The organism is Rothia aeria (assembly GCF_016726365.1).
In the GTDB taxonomy this organism is placed as follows: domain Bacteria; phylum Actinomycetota; class Actinomycetes; order Actinomycetales; family Micrococcaceae; genus Rothia; species Rothia aeria.
In genome coordinates this window covers 1,299,340-1,317,890 of sequence record NZ_CP068102.1, presented here as the reverse complement: position 1 = coordinate 1,317,890, position 18,551 = coordinate 1,299,340, and the positions used below count along the sequence as shown (strand labels likewise).

The 18,551-nt window shown below is 55.3% G+C and carries 22 protein-coding genes; 11 read left to right on the top strand and 11 right to left on the bottom strand.

Annotation, left to right across the window (positions count from 1 at the left end; all coding sequences use genetic code 11):
* Nucleotides 1–91: 91 nt before the first annotated feature.
* A complete protein-coding gene (locus tag I6I94_RS05565) occupies nucleotides 92–400 on the bottom strand; it encodes a hypothetical protein (protein WP_128087326.1) in 309 nt (102 codons plus the stop codon).
* A gap of 189 nt (nucleotides 401–589) precedes the next feature.
* Here I6I94_RS05565 and fbaA point away from each other — a divergent pair, with 189 nt between their 5' ends.
* From fbaA to I6I94_RS05540, 5 genes are all read left to right on the top strand, one after another.
* Nucleotides 590–1,615: a class II fructose-bisphosphate aldolase gene (fbaA, locus tag I6I94_RS05560; RefSeq protein ID WP_201620468.1), complete on the top strand. Its 1,026-nt coding sequence runs from the start codon at nucleotides 590–592 to the stop codon at nucleotides 1,613–1,615.
* A 169-nt stretch (nucleotides 1,616–1,784) separates the two neighbouring features.
* Complete coding sequence (locus tag I6I94_RS05555) at nucleotides 1,785–2,489, top strand: hypothetical protein (RefSeq protein ID WP_236588815.1); 705 nt, start codon at nucleotides 1,785–1,787, stop codon at nucleotides 2,487–2,489.
* Nucleotides 2,490–2,739: 250 nt separating this feature from the next.
* Nucleotides 2,740–3,915: a prolipoprotein diacylglyceryl transferase gene (locus I6I94_RS05550; RefSeq protein ID WP_201620467.1), complete on the top strand. Its 1,176-nt coding sequence runs from the start codon at nucleotides 2,740–2,742 to the stop codon at nucleotides 3,913–3,915.
* A 234-nt stretch (nucleotides 3,916–4,149) separates the two neighbouring features.
* Entirely contained in the window at nucleotides 4,150–4,962 is an 813-nt protein-coding gene (locus tag I6I94_RS05545) for a hypothetical protein (protein ID WP_128087329.1), read from the top strand.
* A gap of 83 nt (nucleotides 4,963–5,045) precedes the next feature.
* Nucleotides 5,046–5,684, top strand: coding sequence for a hypothetical protein (locus I6I94_RS05540; RefSeq protein ID WP_201620466.1), 639 nt, complete (start codon nucleotides 5,046–5,048; stop codon nucleotides 5,682–5,684).
* A gap of 74 nt (nucleotides 5,685–5,758) precedes the next feature.
* On the opposite strand, the gene I6I94_RS05535 is transcribed toward I6I94_RS05540, so the two are convergent.
* Entirely contained in the window at nucleotides 5,759–6,355 is a 597-nt protein-coding gene (locus tag I6I94_RS05535; protein WP_128087332.1) for an arsenic metallochaperone ArsD family protein, read from the bottom strand.
* Nucleotides 6,356–6,655: 300 nt separating this feature from the next.
* Here I6I94_RS05535 and I6I94_RS05530 point away from each other — a divergent pair, with 300 nt between their 5' ends.
* From I6I94_RS05530 to I6I94_RS05520, 3 genes are all read left to right on the top strand, one after another.
* Entirely contained in the window at nucleotides 6,656–7,159 is a 504-nt protein-coding gene (locus I6I94_RS05530) for a PTS sugar transporter subunit IIA (RefSeq protein ID WP_006888337.1), read from the top strand.
* A 335-nt stretch (nucleotides 7,160–7,494) separates the two neighbouring features.
* Nucleotides 7,495–9,132 (top strand): glycerophosphodiester phosphodiesterase, encoded by a 1,638-nt coding sequence (locus I6I94_RS05525; RefSeq protein ID WP_172425641.1) that lies wholly within the window; start codon nucleotides 7,495–7,497, stop codon nucleotides 9,130–9,132.
* 272 nt (nucleotides 9,133–9,404) lie between these two features.
* Nucleotides 9,405–10,139, top strand: a complete 735-nt coding sequence (locus tag I6I94_RS05520) for a DUF6891 domain-containing protein (RefSeq protein ID WP_128087334.1) — start codon at nucleotides 9,405–9,407, stop codon at nucleotides 10,137–10,139.
* Between the two features lie 132 nt (nucleotides 10,140–10,271).
* Here I6I94_RS05520 and I6I94_RS05515 read toward each other — a convergent pair whose 3' ends face one another.
* Nucleotides 10,272–10,868 carry a TetR/AcrR family transcriptional regulator gene (locus I6I94_RS05515; RefSeq protein ID WP_201620465.1) on the bottom strand — a complete coding sequence of 199 codons (597 nt, stop codon included), beginning with the start codon at nucleotides 10,866–10,868 and terminating at the stop codon, nucleotides 10,272–10,274.
* Nucleotides 10,869–11,036: 168 nt separating this feature from the next.
* Between I6I94_RS05515 and I6I94_RS05510 the strand changes: the two genes are divergently transcribed.
* The 3 genes from I6I94_RS05510 to I6I94_RS05500 all read left to right on the top strand — a co-directional run bounded on the left by I6I94_RS05510 (nucleotide 11,037) and on the right by I6I94_RS05500 (nucleotide 14,412).
* Nucleotides 11,037–12,245 carry an ABC transporter permease gene (locus tag I6I94_RS05510; protein WP_128087335.1) on the top strand — a complete coding sequence of 403 codons (1,209 nt, stop codon included), beginning with the start codon at nucleotides 11,037–11,039 and terminating at the stop codon, nucleotides 12,243–12,245.
* Nucleotides 12,246–12,328: 83 nt separating this feature from the next.
* Nucleotides 12,329–12,718, top strand: coding sequence for an RNA-binding S4 domain-containing protein (locus tag I6I94_RS05505; protein ID WP_371518498.1), 390 nt, complete (start codon nucleotides 12,329–12,331; stop codon nucleotides 12,716–12,718).
* 191 nt (nucleotides 12,719–12,909) lie between these two features.
* A complete protein-coding gene (locus I6I94_RS05500) occupies nucleotides 12,910–14,412 on the top strand; it encodes an MATE family efflux transporter (protein WP_128087336.1) in 1,503 nt (500 codons plus the stop codon).
* A 174-nt stretch (nucleotides 14,413–14,586) separates the two neighbouring features.
* Here the strand turns inward: I6I94_RS05500 and I6I94_RS05495 are convergent, their stop codons facing one another.
* The 8 genes from I6I94_RS05495 to I6I94_RS05460 are packed head-to-tail and all read right to left on the bottom strand — an operon-like array spanning nucleotide 14,587 to nucleotide 18,396.
* The gene (locus tag I6I94_RS05495) at nucleotides 14,587–14,928 is read right to left on the bottom strand and encodes a transcriptional regulator (protein ID WP_128087337.1); all 342 of its coding nucleotides are present in this window, start codon (nucleotides 14,926–14,928) and stop codon (nucleotides 14,587–14,589) included.
* Nucleotides 14,918–15,466 (bottom strand): Asp23/Gls24 family envelope stress response protein, encoded by a 549-nt coding sequence (locus I6I94_RS05490; RefSeq protein ID WP_128087338.1) that lies wholly within the window; start codon nucleotides 15,464–15,466, stop codon nucleotides 14,918–14,920. The genes I6I94_RS05495 and I6I94_RS05490 overlap by 11 nt, the downstream gene beginning before the upstream one ends.
* Nucleotides 15,463–16,110 (bottom strand): RNA polymerase sigma factor, encoded by a 648-nt coding sequence (locus I6I94_RS05485; protein ID WP_128087339.1) that lies wholly within the window; start codon nucleotides 16,108–16,110, stop codon nucleotides 15,463–15,465. Before I6I94_RS05485 ends, I6I94_RS05490 begins: the two co-directional genes overlap by 4 nt.
* Nucleotides 16,100–16,750 (bottom strand): Asp23/Gls24 family envelope stress response protein, encoded by a 651-nt coding sequence (locus I6I94_RS05480; RefSeq protein WP_128087340.1) that lies wholly within the window; start codon nucleotides 16,748–16,750, stop codon nucleotides 16,100–16,102. Before I6I94_RS05480 ends, I6I94_RS05485 begins: the two co-directional genes overlap by 11 nt.
* Before the next feature lie 13 nt (nucleotides 16,751–16,763).
* On the bottom strand, nucleotides 16,764–17,312 hold the full coding sequence (locus I6I94_RS05475) for a DUF6286 domain-containing protein (RefSeq protein WP_128087341.1): 549 nt from the start codon (nucleotides 17,310–17,312) through the stop codon (nucleotides 16,764–16,766).
* Nucleotides 17,309–17,713 carry an Asp23/Gls24 family envelope stress response protein gene (locus I6I94_RS05470; RefSeq protein ID WP_128087342.1) on the bottom strand — a complete coding sequence of 135 codons (405 nt, stop codon included), beginning with the start codon at nucleotides 17,711–17,713 and terminating at the stop codon, nucleotides 17,309–17,311. The genes I6I94_RS05475 and I6I94_RS05470 overlap by 4 nt, the downstream gene beginning before the upstream one ends.
* Nucleotides 17,713–17,889 (bottom strand): hypothetical protein, encoded by a 177-nt coding sequence (locus I6I94_RS05465; RefSeq protein ID WP_006888452.1) that lies wholly within the window; start codon nucleotides 17,887–17,889, stop codon nucleotides 17,713–17,715. Before I6I94_RS05465 ends, I6I94_RS05470 begins: the two co-directional genes overlap by 1 nt.
* Nucleotides 17,890–17,913: 24 nt before the next feature.
* Nucleotides 17,914–18,396, bottom strand: coding sequence for an Asp23/Gls24 family envelope stress response protein (locus I6I94_RS05460; protein WP_037236574.1), 483 nt, complete (start codon nucleotides 18,394–18,396; stop codon nucleotides 17,914–17,916).
* Between the last annotated feature and the right edge of the window lie 155 nt (nucleotides 18,397–18,551).

The following is an 18,551-nucleotide window of genomic DNA, read 5'->3' as shown; positions in this document are numbered from 1 at the left end:
ATCTCAGCCGAATATATTGGTCGATAAATTACGCAAAACCATACCACAGGTGACCTTGAATGGCATGATATGTCGGAGAAAGCGAGGGCGTTTAATTGCGCTTCGCGCGCTTGCTGATTTTGTTCTCCAGGCTTTTCTTGCGGCGGTTTAACCACCACCAGCTGGGCAGGTGGAGCACAGATTTACGGCCTACATCCACCACTGACGGCAGTTTTTTCTTGTGGAGGGTGGTGTCTATCTCATGGTCGGTAGCGCCTTCGGCACGCATCTTCTCGATAATCGCCAACGACTGTGCCATGGGGCCACTACCGAAAACGTGCGCGTCAATACGTGCCTGCACCGTGTTTAATTTGTGGTGAAGCGGCGACGGGGGCTGGGTGTTACTGTCTTGGGTACCCATAGTGCGGGGTCTCTCCTTAAGGTGCGATTACACCTTACTTTACCTGTGTTTGAGCGGAAAAACCGCCTATTTTGCTCTCTGAAAATCGGGCTGCCCTTGCTAAAATAGAGGGTGCAGGTGGCGCATGAGTGCGCCAACAATATGAGCCGCCCCTGAAGCGGGTGGTCGAATCCTAATCAAGGAGTCAGCATGGCTATTGCAACCCCCGAAGTCTACGCAGAGATGCTGGAGAACGCGAAGGCTAAAGGCTTCGCCTACCCGGCAGTGAACGTCACCTCTTCTCAGACTCTTAATGCCGCTATTCGTGGTTTCGCTGAGGCTGGTTCTGACGGTATTGTTCAGGCATCCACTGGTGGCGCAGCGTACTGGTCGGGTGCGTCGAAGAAGGATATGGTTGTTGGCTCCCTGGCGTTCGCCGCATACGCTCGTGAGGTTGCAAAGCAGTACGACGTGAACATTGCGCTGCACACTGACCACTGCCCCAAGGACAAGCTGGACGGCTTTGTTCTTCCGCTGCTCGCCGAGTCTGAGAAGGCTGTGGCCCGCGGCGAAGACCCCATCTTTAACTCCCACATGTGGGATGGTTCCGCTATTGATCTTGACGAGAACCTCAAGATCGCAGCTGAGCTGCTGGAGCGCACCAACAAGGCAAAGATTGTGCTTGAGGTTGAGATCGGCGCCGTCGGTGGCGAGGAAGACGGCGTTGAAGGCGCTATTGACGACACCCTGTACACCACCGTTGATGATGCCGTGAAGACCGTTGAGGCTCTGGGCCTGGGCGAGAAGGGCCGCTACATTGCGGCGCTGACCTTCGGCAATGTGCACGGCGTGTACAAGCCCGGTAACGTGCACCTGCGCCCCGAACTGCTCAAGCAGATTCAGGACGAGATCGGCGCTAAGTACGGTAAGGAGAAGCCGTTCTCGCTCGTGTTCCACGGTGGCTCCGGTTCGACCGCCCAGGAGATTGCGGATGCGGTTTCCTACGGTGTGATCAAGATGAACATTGATACCGATACCCAGTACGCTTTCACCCGCCCGGTTGCCGGTCACATGTTCAGCAACTACGACGGTGTGCTTAAGGTTGACGGCGAGGTCGGCAACAAGAAGACATACGACCCCCGCGTGTGGGGCGCTAAGGCTGAAGAGGGCATGGCAGCTCGCGTGGTCGAGGCTTGCCAGCAGCTCGGTTCGGTAGGCACCTCACTGAACAAGTAGGTAATTCTCAGCCGGATTGCCCCGGCATCAAAAGGCTCTTTATGTGATAGCTGTAATGCCTCTATCACATAAAGAGCCTTTTTAGTATGTGCGGAGAATTTGTTGTACGAGTCCTGCGAAGAGGCAAAAATAGTGGGACGTGAAAGATATACATGGTAGTTTTGAATTTATGAGCGAGCAATCATCGAAAGACAACTCTGTCGAACAGAACCCGCAAGATGCGGTAAAACCTTGGGCGACGTCGCAGTCTTCCGGTTCTCAAGCTTCGACGGTGCCGGGGCAGTATGCATACCTGGGAGCCGCGAACCAAACGGAAGCGCCCATAGCCGTGACAACGGTATACCCTAAATTTCCGCTCCGTTGGCTTTATGGGGTGCGTATTGCGTTCATGATGGTGAGCCTGGGGTTGTCCGTGTGGAGCATATATAACATTGTGGAGTTTATCGCTGAGTATGGATTCAAGTATTGGGACGCAGAATATTTTCTGCACGTAGTGTTGACATGTGCATTTCTGGTATATCATAGCCTTCAGATACTCGCCGCTATCTTCTATCTCAAGTCTAAAGCGCTGGGATTTATTCTGAGCATCAATATTATTGGTCTGATCCTTCAAGCTCTAGAAATAACAACGCTAATTAATGTGATCACCCATATGGATGACTTCTTCCGGTACGCCATTGGCTTGACGTACCTCTACTGGGCTCTATATTTCATAGACATAGCCCTCTGCATCGTCTTTATCTTCGTGACGGTTCGAGAATATTCTCGCCGTCGGACGAATAAAACGGTTTGGGTGCAGGGAGGAGCACAGGCGCAAACCGCACAATCTCAGCCTGTACGGCCTCAGAACCCGCCTGAGCAGCCCCTAATGTAGCCGATACTCGCAAGCTGTGAAAATACATGAGTGCCCCGAACTATGGACGGTTCGGGGCATACGTATTTTAGCTACAACGGGCCTTCTTGATGCTGCTTTCCGCTTTTTGCGCCTTTGCCCGGAGAACTGCCAGCAAATACAAAGACTGAAGCCTTCAAAGCGCGCCTGTTTTTAAGTCATCCTTCAGATCTGCAGAATACCCTGAAAATATCAGCTCATCGTAAAAGCTGCAGACTGGCAAGGAGCGCACATGTCAAAACATAATGAGGAATTACACGCTGTACCTTCACTGCTTGAGCTGGCTGAGCAGCTTGAGAACAAAGCCGCTGAGGAAAAAATATGGAAGCAAACGCAGGACAAAGAAGACGAAGAAGAAGCTCGAACTGCGCAGCAAACAGGGAAGGGCACCCAGCCAGAAGACACGGACAAAAACGATCAGGCGCCTCAACCTGCGGATGAAGATACGCGCCGCAACGACCATGCGGAGCAAAGCACACACGGGGAGCCGGATGAGACCTCCGAAAAACCCGCACCTGCTAGCGAGGATGCTAAGCAGACAAACCGCGTGTCTGCTGGTGTTGCATCCACTGGAGGTGCGTCAGAAACCTCTATCGTTCCTCCCAAGACTAAGGCTGAGGCGTACACGCTCGCCAAGACCGCACGCACCTTTAAAGTCGTCTTTATTGGAGTTCGGTTCTTTTTTCTCCTGCTCCCGCTTCTTGCACTATTGGTTGCTACGGTATCTGGGGTGGTGTTTCCTGCACCTACAGTCTTCGCGTACCCGATTCTGCTTTTACTGAGCCTAGGCCAACTTGATAAAGGACGTGTTGCCGTAAACGTCGCGGCTAATATCTTAACGTTACTGAGCCTGCCCTTTTTGTGGGGAATCACCATGTCGCTCTACAAAATATTTATGACTCCGGGCATTATGCTGTGCGCCTTCGAGCTATTTTGCGCTGTATACAGCTTGGCGCAGGCGCCCAAAATCTCCAAAGGTTATATCCAGTTGGGGGAGGGCGGTCGGCATCTCTATGAGAAATACTTAACTGCTGAGGACTTACCCCGTGAAATGTCGTTAAGCAATATAACGCCCCCTGCACACCCGGATACCCCAGAAAAACCTGTCGAAAACCCTGAAGGAGGCGCCAAATCCTCCAGTAATACTGTGCCTGAAAGCACGGAATCGACCAGTACCGATGCTCCCACAGAGACGACAGTGCCAGCCGTCACTCAGAGCGATGAGCCTGAGACAGAGATTCCGGAAACCCATGATAAAGAACCCGCCTCGAGCGACTCGGGCGAACATAACAGCCTTCTCCCCGGTATCCCGGTTGTATCTGAGCATCTGGTGCAGCAAGCCCAAAGCTCTCAACTGCGGCCGCAATCCCACCCAAGTTCCAAGCAACATAAGACCCACGATCACTAAACGCCTGCATATCGCATTGTGCGGGTGAGCACTGGTTGGCACCGGCCCGTTGTAAAACCTTGGGAAACAGCACATCATGCCACCCGTGTGTTAGTAATCTAGTGGAGGGGTAGCGGGTTCGGAGAAGACGCAAATTTCTCACTATTTGATATTTTGGGTTGATATTTGATGTTTTTTAATAATTCCACGCCAGATTGTCAGCTTACCTTCAGGTTGGGTGTTTAGGATGCCTACATGAGCGCCGATAACATATTTCAGCAACGACACACTGAAGAGTCTGTGTACGATGTAGATCACCTCCCCTACTCGCTGTTATACGAACAGCCTCAGGCACCGGTGCAATCATCGCATACGGTGCACCCTTATGGGCCAGTCAATCAGCAGACTCAGTATCAGTTTGTATCGCAGGGAGCCGAGATACCGCCTCCCGCCTATGCTCCACCTGCTTTTCCAGCCGCACCGCTGCCGCCGCAGGGAGCTATGTCGCCGCCTGTTGTAGAGGTCTCACCGCTTAAATATGTTGCCTTATACTGGGTGCGTGCTTATGTACCAATGGTTATTATGCTTCTGGGCTTATGGTGTATATATTTTAACTTTCTTCGCGGTGCAGAAGAATATTACTTTATTGTAACCATCCTGTTTGTTGTACCCAATATAACATATATGGTGAACATCATATTGCAGGCTTTCTGTGCTTATTTTTATAGTAAAGGAAAGTTGTTAGGTGTAGTACGGGCCATTAATATTTATGGATTCGTGGCCTGTGGGTTACCTATGGTTGTAGCTTTTGCGATAAACCCGTTTATTTTACCGTTCTTGGTGTTTGACATTGCTATGGGAATCTTTTACATGTTAGAAATAGCAAGCCATCAGCGGCAGGAAGAGGCGGAACGTATGTTCGCCTCGCAGCCGACGTACCCCAATAACGGCGTGGTACCGCCGCAGTTTGCCTATCCGTCCGCTGCCCCCATCCCGCCAACTCAACAGGCGGTGCAGGCTCCCTATCCGCATCCACCCGCTGTCCCGGACGTACACCTTAATAATTGAGGAGCGCACCCAATAGATAACACTGTCATAGTGGCTGGTAGTGCATAGTTGCAGTTTTTTAAAATTTTAAGGATACAGACCGTATGAATAATTCTGGATTCCCACAGAATCCTTACATGGGAGTGCCCCCTCAAGTGCCCCCGACCGCCGCAGTGCCGTATGGGCCGAGTGCGCAGAAGCCCAATACTATATATATTGTTTTTTACTGGCTGCGTTTTATTGTGCATGCAGCACACATTGGTTTCTGGATTTTTATAGTCACAACTCTTAGATCAGGGTCGACCGACTATGAACAAGGTTTGGGCATGGTCATCGGTATCATGCTTTTGATCTTAGGTACCCCCTATATTTTGTATATTATCCTGCAGATTATTAGCGCTATTATGTATCAGCGCGGAAAACTTTTTGGCCTGGCCATGGGTATAAATATTTACGGTGCGGTACTTGCGGGAATCGCTGTTTTCTTCCTTTTATTTTGGGGGATTGAGGGCGGAGAAGTGGAATTAATTAGTGGTGGTCTTATGTCTTTGTTGGGGATGACGGTCTGCATTCTCTACTCGGTAGACTGTGCACGGCATATGCAGGACATTAAGAGGCAGCGTGAATATCAGCGGCTAGCCATGCAGCAAGCAGCTGCAGCCTACCCTGCATATGGGGGCGGGATGGTGCCGCAATACACCCAGGTAGGGTACGAGCAGCAGCCACCGCATTACTACCAGTAGCAGTGTGGGCCTCACCCGTGAAGGGTGAGGCCCACGTTTTGGTGTTAAATATTTAGCTGCTGGTTGATGGTGGGCTACTTGCTGCCACACCCGCAGCCACCGCATCCGCAGCCGCCGGACTTGATGGCAACAGAACCCTCTGTAGGAATGCCGTCACCGGTATCCCCGCCCATGAGATTCACGCGGTTACCAATATCGGGACCACCCACCACCTGTGGCTTCTTCCCGGCAAGAGTGGCCGCGAACCCGGCGGGTTCACGTAACCCGCCCGGCGATAAGTCAGGCACCGGGCTGCCTGCGCCCCCGGTTGGTCCACAGGCAGCAGCAGCCGCATTAACCTTCGGATTTTTGACCGTGTGTGCTTTTGCAAAACGTTTCAGCTGCTCAGCGGTGGGGTACATGAATGATACTTTTACTTCGCCATTCACCAGCATAATAGGCAGAACCTCAAGGCCGCTCATAGCAATCTGCTCCGCCACCGGTTCGCACTCCTCAAATGCTGAGGGGTAGGTGTCGGTGGCAAACACCTCAATATCAACCCCGTCATCCAAAGCCTGCTGCGCTGCGCCTAAAAAGGCGCTGCGTTCCACATCGCCCGGGTCGTTGGGGTTCTCTCCTGGACCCGGGATGAAGACCTCAAGAATAGTGCCTGTTGGCTGCTCTTCGCTCATACCCACTCCGCTGTTGTTTATCGATGCACCATCATGTGCCTGAACTTGCTCCTAAGTTTACTCGCGTTGCATCTGTGCTGACAGGGGGATGCAGCAAGGATGCGCGCACGGCTTAACCGCCCTAACCCCAGGCAGGGAAACCTATAAAAACGAGTGGTGCGGCACATCTTCCACAATACGTCATGGGGTTTTGGCCACACCCCTCACCCGCTGAATACGGTATCCTTGATGCAGAAACGTGTTCCAGATCGCCACTGGGGATCGCATCGGTTTCATGACCACCCCACTGAAGGAGATTATATGTTTGGATTCGGCAAGAAAAAAGAAGCTGCAGAACAGCCTGCCGCCGAAATTTATGTAGCACCTGTCAGCGGTGAATACCTGCCTCTCGCCGAGGTTTCAGACCCTGTTTTTTCGCAGGGCGTGATGGGTGATGGCTACGCTGTGGACCCCACCGATGGTGTTATCTGCGCCCCCGTGAGCGGCGAGATCGCACTCATTCAGGACACCCTGCACGCATTTATGATTCGCACCCCTAACGGTGGTGAGGTGCTGGTGCACATCGGCATTGACACCGTAGACCTTGGTGGTGAAGGGTTTGAGGGTCTGGCTAAAGTCGCCGATAAGGTTGATGCGGGCGACCCCATTGTGAAGGTGGACTGGGCCGCAATTGAAGGGCGCATCCCCTCAAAAGAAACCATGGTGATGATTACTAATACCGCGAAGTTCAATATTTCTAAGGAATCTGACGCTCGCCGCACCGTTCAAGCTGGCGACCGCGTTGCTGAAGCCACCAAGAAATAGTAAATTTCACTTTTCCGCACCTAATCTCGCCCGCCGTCGCGTGTATCGGGACCCTCCGATACCCGCCCGGCGGGCTATTTTTATGCGTACTTTGTGTATTTATGGGGTATTGAAGGCCCCGTTAGCCGCGTAATGCTCTGGATAGAACGGCTGCTACCCGAAACCATTTTATGCTCCTGACTAGGGGCTTTATTTTCTGCTGCAAAAAACACGCATAAATCTTTAGAAAACAGAGACAGACAGCTTAAAAATAGATATGCTACTTAAAGCATAAGTTCACTACAAGTAGGGCTTAATGCACACACATAACACACGTAAAACTGAATTAACAACGAATGAACGAGGGAGACTACCCGATGACAACATTCAACTTTAACTTGAACCGTCGTGCCTTTATTGGCGCCGGAACACTAGGAGCAGCCGCAAGCGTCTTTGGGACGGCAAGCAGTGCATCTGCCGCAGAAGCGAGGCAAAACGCCGCCCCGCAGGCGCAGGGGACACTCCCAGGTGCCGTATCAACTGCTGCACACAACTTTATCCGCCGTCAGGAATTCTTCATCGCCCACCGTGGCGCAGGAGATGTAAACCCCGAACACACCGCCTACGCTTACGCAGAATCCGTGCGGCGCGGCGCGGAAGCTGTCGAAATCTCAGTGCGCACCACCTCCGACGGCAGGCTCGTGTGCATGCACGACGAAACCCTGCAGCGCACTACGGGGTCAAATATGGTAGTGCGCCACAATACCTACGTGCGGCTGCGCAGCGTATACGTGAACATGCGTGAAACCCTCGGTGAAGGTGCCCCGCTTGAGCTGATTCCCACCCTGGATGAGGCACTGGATTCCATCGATGCCATTAACCGCAACACCATTCTGTTCATTGAAGCGAAAGACGGCCAAGGCCAGCGCCTGCTGCTTGAGACGATTAAGCGCCGCAATCTTGCCGCCCGCACCGTCGTAAAAATCTACCGTGACGGCAATGGCAAATACGACCCCAACTCCCGCTTCCTCACCCAGGCCAAAGCAGCAGGATGCCAGACCTGGTGCTACTTCGACGCCAATGACAGCCAGCCTGGAATCCAGCGCATGGCTGCCTCCGCCACTGTGGACGCTATTGGGGTACCCTTCTATGAGAACACGCGCGGTACCGCATCCGGCACCATGTCTGTGGAGAATGTGCGCAAGGTGGTAGGTTACGGCAAGCCCGTAATTGTGTGGGAGATTCACCGCCGCAGTGTGCACCAGCGTTTCCGTGCCCTGGGTGTGCGCGGGTTTATGTGCCCGGACCCGTACTGGATTACCGGCGGTAACCTCGACCCCAACCTAAAGCTGGGGGAGGGGCGCCGCCTGCACGGGATGATTCCGGCTGAAGTTACGAACCCACGCGATATGCCCGACTATTCCCGTGGGGCTCTTGTGCACAGTCAGCCCCATGACGAGTCGGTGCTGCTGGGCCCGCTGGTGAGTATGACCATGCGCCAGAACTACACCCTAGACTTTTCGATGCGTTGGGAAAACAGGCTGCCCTCCACCACCTGGCAGTACGGCTACTTAGTCTTTGGCCGCGAGCACGACGGGCCGTTCGGCATTGCCTCAAAATTCCGGGGTGAAGCCACCGATGGGTGCTATATGCTGACGCTGCGCCCCGGCGGCCGTGTGCGTGATGAAAACGGCAAGTACCTCAGTGGAGATATTGCACAGGTGCTCCGTTATGATCCGGCCAAACGTGGCAAGGAGCCGGTGGTGCTGCACACCATGAAGCTGGAGAAGCCTCTAGCGGCCAACCGCAATATTGACGGGAAGATTATTGTGAAGAAGGATTTCTTCTACTACGTGATTAATGGCCAGTACTCGCCGCGGCTGAATGACACCGCATACCGCGGCCCTTATGTGCACTTCGGCCGGTACCACGGTAATAGCAACGGTGGTCCGTTGGCGCTGACCAGAATGGTTGCGCGCGAATCGTGGGCGTAACCCCTGACGGTTGGACAGCATCTGCTGTAGCTAATCGGTGAATGTTTCACGTGAAACAGCAAAAAAGTAGTTGTTAGCGGTTGCTTTTTGGGGATATAAAGGATGCGGGGTGCCGCCTAAGGTGTAGGCGGCACCCCGCATTTGCATGCTTTGCGCAATATTTTCTGCACGGTATTCTCTCGTATCACTAGGTTATTGTGTGCGAAGTTATGATGCCTACTGGTGTGACGAAACCACGAGCCAGCACACAGCAGAGCTTGTACACTGAGGGCATGAGCCAAGAAATTACTGAAGAAACCGCTACCACTTGGTATAACCATTGTCTTACCCTTGACCCACCCGTGCCCGCCGAATGGGGCGTCGATCAAGAAACGCGTGAGGCGATTGAGGGAAGCATTCGCTCCCACCTTGCGATGGGAGTGGGGGACCCCGAACAGTACACAGAAATGATCCTAGATAGTATCGACTATCTGCCTGATGACGATCGGGATACTGAAGAGTCGTCTTGCCCCACTGAAGAAGCCATTAATGCTTATGCGCGCCAAGTGATTGAACGGCACCGCAACCTGGCTCAAGAGCTCGGCATTACCCGTGAAGACGGCAACCTCGAGCGTGCCTTTGCACAGCTGGCGGAAGAAGGAATTCTGGGGCGCAGCAACTTCACCTGCTGCGGCACCTGCGGCAACTACGAAATCGTTGATGAGCGCGATAGTTCCCGCACCTGGTACGGGTATGTGTTCTACCACCAGCAAGATGCCGAAGCCATCCCACAGGGACGGGGTGTTTTCCTGGGGTATGGCATATTTTGGCCTGCTCACTGCACGAAAGAACAGTTCGAAGCAATGAGCGAGGAAGAAAAAGACGAAATATACGAGCGTCTGTCTGTCGCTATGATGCGCGATAAAGTGGTGCCTGTTTTAGAGCGAAACGGGATGCAGGTGGACTGGAATGGTGATTTCAGTCGCCGCCCCTATATTCATAATGTGTGGGCATTTGAGGTGCCCTAGAAGCTGGTGTGATACGCCTATAGTGGCTGAGGCGCAGCGAATACCGCGCCCGGGCAGGTGGTTTCCTGCCCGGGCGCATACTGTTAACTATCGAACCTAAAACCCCGTAAACAATCTCTGTAGATTGCTTTTCTATTCAGGCAGCAGGTTCAGTGCAATGTTGAAGAGATGCTCCCGATTGGTTGAGGCTGACAGGGTTGAGCGCACCATAAACCCCTGGAAAGTGAGGATGAGCGCATCCGCTGTGTCGCTGACGAAAGAATGCAGTTCGTCGGCAGAAGGTTTGCGTTTATTTTTCGCCTTGAGATACTGCTGACCCCAAGGGGTGAGCGACTGGGCAACAATATCGTGCAGGGTAGTAAAAAGCGTGTTGGTGGATTCTTGCACCTCGGGAACAGTAAAAGCTTCCAGGCGGATACGCAACATTGAGGTGAAGTTCGCTTCGACGGCTGAGGTGCTAAAAATCATGCGCATAATATCGCGTGGTGAGGGAGTATTGAGTTCCTGGTAAGCAGCGGTGATCATATCGATACGCTGTTGAACAGTGGCATGCAGAATATCGCCTTTGCCGTCAAAGTGCGAGTAGATGGAACCCGAGGAAAGCCCAGATTCTTTAATAATGTCGCTCATGGAGGTATGGGTGTACCCCTTGGCGGTAAAACACGTGAAGGCGGCGTCGATAATTTGGCGTCGACGTGCCTGTTTAGTGGCTTCGGTCAGACGTGGCATGCCTTAAGACTATACCTTTCCGAGGAGTTTGCGCTAGATAAAAATAGAATGTTTATTCTCTGTTGTGAGATTATAAACAAAATGATTATTGTGTTTGCATCTGGTCTTTATGCAGAGTAGAGTCTTAGGTGTTAATAAACAAAACATCTATTTTGTTTGGAGAGTTTCATGGCACGCACACCGGAGGCGATTACGCCCTCATCCTGGCGTAAAGTTATCGCCATCGCCACGCTGGCATCCGTCATCGTCAGCATCGTGATTCTCGCCTTCACCTGGCCCACTAAAGCCATGGAGACGAAAAACCTACCCGTCTCCATCGCGGGACCGGAAGCAGCCGTCAGCCAATTCGAACAAGGACTCAAAGACCGGGGTGTGGAAACCTTCGAGTTCAAACAGGCATCCTCGCGCGAAGACGCCGAACGGCAGATCAAAGAACGTGAAACCTACGGCGCGATCGTCTTCACCGAAGGCGCAGCACCCGAAGTCATGACCGCGCCCGCCGCAAACGCATCCGCAAACCAGATGCTCACCGGCGTAGCCCAGCAGATGAACGCTCAAGTACAGCAGCAAGCTACCGCAGCCAAAACTCAGGCACTGCAGCAGGCCGCCCAGGCGGGCGGGCAGCAGGGCGCTATCGCCACCCAGCAGCTCGAACAGCTGAAAACCGAGCAGGAAAAACTGCAGCAGGCGCAGGTTAAAACCACCGCAGTCGTACCACTCGGCGAGGGTGATCCCAACGGTATGGGTCTGGCGGTTGCCGCATTCCCGCTGGTGATGGGCGGCATAATCGGCGGGGTTCTCAGTATCTCTCTTGTCAAAGGAACCGTGCGACGCTTCGCGACTGCAGGACTCTACGGGATTCTTGGCGGACTCTTCATGACCCTTATTCTAGGAACCTGGTTCGGGTTTGTTCCCGGCGATTTCGGGGCACTGTGGGCGACCTTCGGCATGACTGTTTTCGCGACGGCCTCCTTCATGATCGGAATGTCCGCGTTGTTTGCCGACGCCGTCGGTATCGGTCTTGGCGCCGTGATCTCCATGTTCATCGGCAACCCGCTCTCCGGGGCAAACATGCCGCGGCAGTTCATCCCCGCACCCTGGGGCGCCCTCGGGCAGCTGATGGTGCCGGGCGCATCCAACACGTTGTTGCGGAATATCGCCTATTTCCCGGACGCTTCAAACTCCCTGCCATGGGCTGTACTGTTGGGATGGGCAGGGTTTGGCCTTCTCGCCGGGGTGATCGGCTGGGCGTGGAAAGAACGCCGAGCAACTCACATGAGCGCAGAGGATGATACCGCGAGCGTTCGCGCGAAAACCGAGGCGAACGCAGATGTGCCGGACAACGTTGAGATTCCCTGGAAAGCGGCAAACGTATAGCGACCTCGCCCCCAAGTAGATCCGCGAGCAGATAGTATTTTCAAAATACTATCTGCTCGCGCCGCATGGGGGAGATTCCTAGAATGGGAAGTATGAGCGAAGAGATCACCAGCGCCCGCATCGACGTCTGGCTGTGGTCGGTGCGCATCTTCAAAACCCGCGCACTCGCAGCCGACGAATGCAAAGGCGGGCACGTGCGCGTGAACGATGCATCCGCAAAACCCTCACAAAAACTCAAACGAGGCGACATTGTGCGGGTGCGCTACCCCGGCTGGGAACGCGTGTTTAAGGTCGAAAAACTCATCACCAAACGGGTGGGCGCGCCGATTGCCGTCACCTGTTACGAAGACCTCTCGGAGCCGCGCCCCGCGCACCTGTCGATGCCGCCGGTCGCCAAACGTGAACGCGGCACCGGGCGACCCACCAAGAAAGAACGCCGTGCCCTAGACGAGCTGCGGGGGCGAAAAGGCTAAACCCAGTTCCGCTTTCTCTCACCCCGCGGGCGTCGTTAAGAACCGCGAGCAGGTAGGATTTGGTCGAACAGGTAAGATTTTCCTACCTGCTCAAACCAAAAACCACCAGCTCGCGGAATAAGAAGCGGTCATAGCATGAGACAGATAAACACATCGCTGACGTGCCATACGTGCGGGAGTAGGCTGTACCTATGAGCAACAAGGCCTCAGAACCCAACACATCAGGCGCCGCGAACACAGCCGACGGCACCGCCAGCACGCACGAACCCCAAAACCTGCTGGATGCGACCCCGCGCACCGGCAGCATCCCCCTTCACCTGGGGGAAGGCGAGGCGGAATCCGGGAAAACCCAACCCGAAAAATCGCTCAACAGGCGTATTCTGGCGCTCGCCGTACCCGCCTTCGGCGCACTGATTGCCGAGCCGCTGTTCGTGCTCGCCGATTCCGCACTCGTGGGGCAGCTGGGCACCGAAACCCTGGCGGGCATGAGCATTGCGGCAACCCTCATCACAACCGTGGTGGGGCTCATGAACTTCCTCGCATACTCGGTGACCCCGGCGGTTGCGCGCGCGTTCGGGGCGCATCGGCTGGCGCACGCCTACCGCATCGGCGTGGACGGCATGTGGGTTGCGCTTGGACTCGGCCTGCTCATTATGGGTGTGGGTTATATCTTTGCCGACCCTGCGCTGCGCGGCATGGGCGCGAACGACGCAACCATCGGCTATGCGCGCGACTACCTGCACCATTCGCTGTGGGGCATTCCGCCCATGATGATGATTCTGGCGCTCATGGGCACCCTGCGCGGGCTGCAAGACACCGTGACCCCGCTCAAAGTTGCGGGTGTGGGCACCGTGGTGAATGTGGCGCTGAACTGGGTGCTGATATACCCAGTCGGCTGGGGCGTGGCCGGTTCGGCGACGGGCACATCGCTCACGCAGTGGGGCATGGCGCTCGCACTCGGTATATTTATTCATCTTAAGATGCGCCCGCAGGGCGTGACGTGGCGACCCGATATTGCGGGGATGCGCGGCGTGCTATCCCTCGGTTCCTGGCTGATGCTGCGCACCCTCTCGATGCGCCTGGCACTGCTGTCTACCGTATTTGTGGTGGCTCGCCTGGGCGACGAGCAGACGGCGGCATATCAGCTGGGCATGAGCGTGTTCAACCTGCTGCTCTTTGCCCTAGATTCTCTTGCAATAGCGGCGCAGGCACTGCTGGGCAAGGAACTTGGAGAACGCGACCTGACGGCTGAATCCGGGCGTGCGAAAGTGCGTGAGCTCAAGAATCGCCTGGTGCGTATGAGCCTGGTGTACGGGGTTGTCACCGGCGTTGTTGCGCCCGTGATTGGCTTCTTCGGAAACTGGATTTTCACGCAGGATGCGCCCGTCGCCACCCTCTTTGCGTGGGCTACCCTCGTGATTGGCGTGGGGCAGCCGATAGCCGCATATGTATTCGTTCTTGATGGTATCCTCATGGGTGCTCAGGATGTGAAATACCTGGCAATTGGCTCATTTGTGATGCTGGTTGTTTATGCGCCCGTCATTTTCGGGATCTACTGGGCGGTTTCCGGTGGCCTGCTGAGCGCCACGGTGGGGTACCTGGGGCTCTGGGCGGCGTACATCCTGTGGTACCAGGGCGTGCGGGCGTTCATCTTCGGCCGCCGTGCCGCCTCGGACGTATGGATTAAAGCGTAATTTTTCCGGGGTTTACGCAGAATTCAGGCGTTGAGGACACAAGTTTTTTCACGGTCTTCTAGCTCACGCATCGCGTTGGCATGACTGGTGGCCCCACGGCATCTATGGCGAACGGACTATACCCTTAGTGGTATGTGTGCCCCTGAAACGGAGACGGTTCTGCGATGTGCATCGTTAGATAAGGGACTGTACTCGCACCCTCACCTGAGGCTGGGGCTTGGAGCCTGACCCCGAAGCGCCACCCTCTCGACTTGCTTGCGACAGTAAGCGCAGAACCGCCTCTTGAACATCGCGGACAATTTCTTTGACCGCACGAGAGCCGTCGATTCCAATCTCGATAATGACCTTCTGCCCGCCCGACTCGATGATAACCCCGAATCGAGCGGCCGCAGGGTCGCCGCTCATACGGCTGCCGATAGCTTTCAGCGTGGAGCCGATCCCCGGCTCAATGCCGCGCACTCCAGGAACGGCCGTGACTACATGAGTCAATTCGGCTGCTGAGAGGTTAATCGTCATCGTGCAGATCCTCAATATGAATATTGACGGTTGGGGACAACTCTAGGTTCTCATAACACGCCTGGCGCACAGCATCACGAACCTGCTGCGCAAGCTGGGGGAGGCTACTGGTTGTAACATGTGCAGAGATACGGCAGAAGATCGTATCCGGCATTCCCAGCCCCCGATGACCTTCAGGGGCTGGGGCATGTTTGAAAGAAGACCGCAACGCGCGAGCGCCGGGTACGGAGTCTACGCTGCGTCGCACTAGGGCGCGTAGGGAGAACTCAGACATGCTATAAGGCCCTAAGTCGGTCGGCGGCATCTCTATCTGAGCGCCATGACGGGTTTCGGCGATTACCGCATCCATCATGTGACGCTGAGGCATCACCGATGCGCTCGACTGTGATTCCAGTGTGTCCCAAGTCTTGTGGAGAGAAGCAATTAGACGCAGATATTCCCGTGTGGAGGCCTCATCAAGCTCATGAGCCTGAGACAGCGAACCGGCCGACTGTGCGTGCTGCGGTTCTGCGTGTGGGATGCGGGTGCTGGAACTCATTCCCACTCCTTCATGTGGCGCATCACGAGGGAACGGGCGCGTGCCAGCCTCCCCCGGACTGTGGATTCGGTTAGGTTCAGGGTTTGGGATATCTCCTCGTAGGACATGTCATCAACCTCTCGAAGCACCCAGACGATACGCAGCTCTTCGGGAGCAGATGCCAACAGTTTGGCTAATGCTTCCATCTGGGCGTTGACTTCGCTGGACTGCGCCGGATCACCGGCCGCTGTCGACGTTGTGTCAGGGAGGATGCTCGCGCTCTCAAGACCCTCTGAATCGTAAGGGTCAGTGGCCCGGCGCTGGCGCTGACGAATGCTGCTGGTGGCCTTATTCGTACAGATGCGCATGAGCCAGCCCCGGAAGGCATCAGGATCCCGAAGCAGATGAAGGCTCCGCCACGCCTGAACAAGGGTCTCTTGGACGATGTCCTCACTGTCGTGGCGGTTGCGCACGATCATGTAGGCGGTGCGAAACAGGCGCCCCTGATAACGTTCAACGAGCTTTCCGAAAGCGTCAATGTCGCCGTCCTGAGCTCGCAGCACCAGGTACCTGTCTTTGCCCTGGGACGCAGTGTTCGGATGAGGCACATGCTCGGTGGGCGGACCGGTGGACTGCCCTGCATCGCTGCGCTTTTCATCGGTCATGATTATCAGAACCGCCGCTTTCTAATGAGTGTTTGCCAGCCACAGTGTGGGCTGCACTCTGGGGCTTGGTGGCTTGTTCTAGGCGCAGCAGTACGTCGATCTGACGAGCGTGCTTTCCCAGAGAGGAACTAACGTCTTGGTCAAGTCGGTTCCTGAGCTCGCTCACGGTCCATGCAACCTCGCTGTTCTTTGCTACGGTGACGGTTGCCTGCACCCACAGGTTGCTGGGTGAACCGGTGACCCATACTGAGCACCGCTGAACCCCCGGGACGTCTTCGGCCCGCTCAGACAGCGCTTGGGCTATGACATCGGGGCTGAGTGTGGCCAGAAGTGTGCCGTCGGAGCCTGTCAGACGCAAGGGGGACGCGGCAGCTTTACGGGGCACCTGCTTAATGAGCAGAACCAAGCCAAACGCGATGAGAAGAACCGACCCGAGGGCGGCGGCTGGCAACAGCCAGTGCGCCTGGGGCCCGGCCCAGGTACCGACCCGGGTGTCAGCTTTGGCGAGAACTGAGCTAAGCGTGGGCCATGATTGATCCAAACTTATGCCGGAAGCCACAACCCAGAGGGCTGCCGCGGTGATCAGTAAACCGCATACCGCAAGGACTATCCTATTGAGAATTCCAGATACTGAACGCATGGTTTTCTCTCTTTCAGCTCGTGTGCTGGATACGCACTCGGCTGTGTGCGGTTCCGACGGGTTTCAAGGTTTGTATAGCCTGCTCAGCTGCCTTCTGTGCTGCCTGTCGCACAGGTTCGAGGTCATCCAGGACGCTGAACACTGTCACATTCACGCGCGTTCGACGGACTCGAACCTTGGTGCTGTGAACACCATCGACCCGCTCGACATGGGCTTGTACCAGCCTTGCTAGGTCACGACGTGAAATGGCTGTCTGACCGGGTACGTTATCTGCAAGAACCTCAGTGCGTTCAAAAGCCCCCGGCCACAGGGCAAGAAGAATCATGAACAGACCACATACGGCCACAAAACAGGCCGTTGCTAGTACCGCTGGCGACCCGATGATCGTGGAGTCGAGCCTGCTGACTGCTGAGGATATTTCATTCGGCCATGCTCCGTTCAGGAGCCGGTTTCCCAACGCCCAGATTCCCAGCCCTCCTACGATGAGAAGCAGTAACGCCAGGACAATGACAGGTGCACTCCGCGACGGGCGCCGGATGAGATTTTGTACGGGGGTTTTCATCGCAGAGCCCTCCTTGCCTGGCTGCTCGGATTGAGCCAGGAGATCTCAATGTTGATCTTCTCAACCTTCAACCCGGTGAAGTGCTCGACACGCTGGCTCACATGCTCACGCAGCTGTTGCAGGGTTGAAACCAATGCTGTGGGGAAGGTCAGGCCGATATCCAGGTGCAGGACTGCAACCTGACCGTAAATATCGCACTTTGCCTCGGGGCGCGAGTGGAAATTTCGACGTGCCCCGATCCCGAGCAGCCCCCCGGCGTTCGAGCCCACATTTGCGCTCTCGTAGGCGGCTTGGGCCGCGATCTGCGCAACAACCTGGGCGGGAATGACGGTGACGCCACGCTGCTCCTGCCAGGAACTCTCTGCACCGGCAGCAGCGGGCTGTGTGCTGGTCTCCGTCATTACTTCCTCCATCGATTAAGGATGCTTTGGACATCGACCCGGCCCTCCAGGTAAAGACCCACCACCGTGCCAACCAGGCCGCACAGTGCCACCAGGATGAAATCGGTGAAGGAACCGAAAGCAAGAATTGTTCCCAGGAATAGGCCCACCAAGAGGGCCAGGTGTGTTGTCTTCATAAAAGATCCTCAGATCGTGGCTGGTTACTTGAGGTCGGCGGAGTCAGCAGAATTGGAGTCGTCGTCGGGCAGGTGAACGTCGGTGACGTCGATATTGACCTCTACTACCTCTAGCCCCGTGGTCCCCTCAATCTGTTCGATAATGTTGCGGCGGATAGCATTGGCTACTTCCACAATGGAGACTCCATATTCGACCACGACGGTGACATCTACGGCTGCCTGGGTCTCGCCCTTCTGGACGCTAATACCGCCAGCAACATTGGTCTGGGCGTTGGGGATGCGGTCGGTCACGGCGCTGAAGGCGCGGCGTACAGCATTGCCCATATCGTACACACCGGGAACTTCGCGGGTTGCCATGCCAGCGATTTTGGCAACAACGTTCTCTTCAATGGTGGTTACACCGTGTGAAGTCTGCAGGGGGCCGCGAGGGGTTTTGTCCTGTTTAGTCTCCTTGTTGTTTTCGCGCTCGCGCTGCTGGCCGGTTTGGGGGATGGAGTTGTCGCTCATAGGAGCCTCGTTTCATGTGTTTTTCCGCTGCGCGGATTATGATGTTTGATATGTGCGGCACGCATCGACGGCTGGGGGAGTTTGGGCGCTACCCACGCCCTTTATCCGTTCTTGCAGTCGATGGTGACGCTACTATAAAGACGCTTGAGGTACCG

Excerpts from the sequence above, each read along its gene's own strand:
- I6I94_RS05475 (WP_128087341.1), bottom strand. The coding sequence starts at position 17,312 with ATGAAAACCCCCGTACAAAATCTCATCCGGCGCCCGTCGCGGAGTGCA.
- I6I94_RS05555 (WP_236588815.1), top strand. The coding sequence starts at position 1,785 with ATGAGCGAGCAATCATCGAAAGACAACTCTGTCGAACAGAACCCGCAA.
- I6I94_RS05465 (WP_006888452.1), bottom strand. The coding sequence starts at position 17,889 with ATGAAGACAACACACCTGGCCCTCTTGGTGGGCCTATTCCTGGGAACA.
- I6I94_RS05505 (WP_371518498.1), top strand. The coding sequence starts at position 12,329 with ATGGGAAGTATGAGCGAAGAGATCACCAGCGCCCGCATCGACGTCTGG.
- I6I94_RS05525 (WP_172425641.1), top strand. The coding sequence starts at position 7,495 with ATGAACGAGGGAGACTACCCGATGACAACATTCAACTTTAACTTGAAC.
- I6I94_RS05490 (WP_128087338.1), bottom strand. The coding sequence starts at position 15,466 with ATGAGTTCCAGCACCCGCATCCCACACGCAGAACCGCAGCACGCACAG.
- I6I94_RS05500 (WP_128087336.1), top strand. The coding sequence starts at position 12,910 with ATGAGCAACAAGGCCTCAGAACCCAACACATCAGGCGCCGCGAACACA.
- fbaA (WP_201620468.1), top strand. The coding sequence starts at position 590 with ATGGCTATTGCAACCCCCGAAGTCTACGCAGAGATGCTGGAGAACGCG.
- I6I94_RS05535 (WP_128087332.1), bottom strand. The coding sequence starts at position 6,355 with ATGAGCGAAGAGCAGCCAACAGGCACTATTCTTGAGGTCTTCATCCCG.
- I6I94_RS05515 (WP_201620465.1), bottom strand. The coding sequence starts at position 10,868 with ATGCCACGTCTGACCGAAGCCACTAAACAGGCACGTCGACGCCAAATT.
- I6I94_RS05480 (WP_128087340.1), bottom strand. The coding sequence starts at position 16,750 with ATGCGTTCAGTATCTGGAATTCTCAATAGGATAGTCCTTGCGGTATGC.
- I6I94_RS05540 (WP_201620466.1), top strand. The coding sequence starts at position 5,046 with ATGAATAATTCTGGATTCCCACAGAATCCTTACATGGGAGTGCCCCCT.
- I6I94_RS05520 (WP_128087334.1), top strand. The coding sequence starts at position 9,405 with ATGAGCCAAGAAATTACTGAAGAAACCGCTACCACTTGGTATAACCAT.
- I6I94_RS05565 (WP_128087326.1), bottom strand. The coding sequence starts at position 400 with ATGGGTACCCAAGACAGTAACACCCAGCCCCCGTCGCCGCTTCACCAC.
- I6I94_RS05510 (WP_128087335.1), top strand. The coding sequence starts at position 11,037 with ATGGCACGCACACCGGAGGCGATTACGCCCTCATCCTGGCGTAAAGTT.
- I6I94_RS05485 (WP_128087339.1), bottom strand. The coding sequence starts at position 16,110 with ATGACCGATGAAAAGCGCAGCGATGCAGGGCAGTCCACCGGTCCGCCC.
- I6I94_RS05530 (WP_006888337.1), top strand. The coding sequence starts at position 6,656 with ATGTTTGGATTCGGCAAGAAAAAAGAAGCTGCAGAACAGCCTGCCGCC.
- I6I94_RS05545 (WP_128087329.1), top strand. The coding sequence starts at position 4,150 with ATGAGCGCCGATAACATATTTCAGCAACGACACACTGAAGAGTCTGTG.
- I6I94_RS05470 (WP_128087342.1), bottom strand. The coding sequence starts at position 17,713 with ATGACGGAGACCAGCACACAGCCCGCTGCTGCCGGTGCAGAGAGTTCC.
- I6I94_RS05495 (WP_128087337.1), bottom strand. The coding sequence starts at position 14,928 with ATGACGATTAACCTCTCAGCAGCCGAATTGACTCATGTAGTCACGGCC.
- I6I94_RS05460 (WP_037236574.1), bottom strand. The coding sequence starts at position 18,396 with ATGAGCGACAACTCCATCCCCCAAACCGGCCAGCAGCGCGAGCGCGAA.
- I6I94_RS05550 (WP_201620467.1), top strand. The coding sequence starts at position 2,740 with ATGTCAAAACATAATGAGGAATTACACGCTGTACCTTCACTGCTTGAG.